Source organism: Candidatus Hakubella thermalkaliphila, assembly GCF_013281975.1.
Classification (GTDB): domain Bacteria; phylum Actinomycetota; class Humimicrobiia; order Hakubellales; family Hakubellaceae; genus Hakubella; species Hakubella thermalkaliphila.
In genome coordinates, this window is sequence record NZ_BLRZ01000326.1 from 1 (window position 1) to 952 (window position 952).

At 50.2% G+C, this 952-nt stretch carries 1 protein-coding gene; it reads right to left on the reverse strand.

The genetic code is table 11. The features are described from left to right. Positions 1–140: 140 nt before the first annotated feature. Positions 141–908 (reverse strand): IS110 family RNA-guided transposase, encoded by a 768-nt coding sequence (locus tag HW443_RS11910; RefSeq protein ID WP_176235769.1) that lies wholly within the window; start codon positions 906–908, stop codon positions 141–143. Positions 909–952: the final 44 nt, after the last annotated feature.

The following is a 952-nucleotide window of genomic DNA, read 5'->3' on the forward strand; positions in this document are numbered from 1 at the left end:
TAGCCCTCCCAGATTACCAAGATTATATGACCATTCATCTATCGGTGCCCTTTGCTGGTGGCACATGTTAACTGTTCGGTAGCGGTCCCCTAATCACCATAAGAGCCCCTTATTGGGCTAGAAACTTAAGAGGGCGACCGCTAAACTGTATAGGCTAGCTCCTTCTCATAATAAGGTCTCTTTTCCTTCCAGACGTGATAGATGATCTCCAAAAGCTTGCGGGCCAGGGCTATGGTGGCCGCCTTGTCTCCTCTCCTCTGTTTTACCCTGTTGTAGTAGCGGCGCAGGGAGGGGGAGGTAATAATGGCTCCATGGACTGCCTCAATCACCGCCCATCTCAGCCACTTATTTCCCTCCTTGGTAATCCGACCATGCCAGGTTTTACCCCCACTGGAGTAGGTGGAAGGAACGATACCCACATAGGAGCAGAGCTTTTTAGCTGAGGCAAACCTCTCCATATTGTCTATCTCATATCTTAGGAGCAAGCCCAGCAGATCTCCGAAACCAGGCACACTCTTTAGATAAGAGCTAATCTCATCTTCTTTGACCAGGGCCTTAATTTGTTTATTTAAGGCAGCTATGCGGCGGCTAAGTTCCTCAATCAGATCCAGATAGCCATTTAGGATAGCTCTGTCATTACCCTCAAGCTCTAAAGAGCGCATGATCTTCATTCCGGTCTTGCCAAATTTGTCGGTAAGACCCCGAAAGACATTATCTTCCACCGGGTGGCGGTCCAAGACCGAATGGACTTTATTCTTAAGGGAGGTTCTGATCCGGACTAAAGAGATTCTGAACCTTAAGAGGTTTTTGACCTCCCTGGTCTCCCAGCTGGGGGCATAGGCCCAGGCGATGAGATCGGAGCGCAGGAGATGGGCCAGGGTCTCCCAGTCAAGGGAGTCCGTCTTAATCCTGGCCGTAAGCGATGAGCCTGGTCTTTAGAGGATGGGCCAGA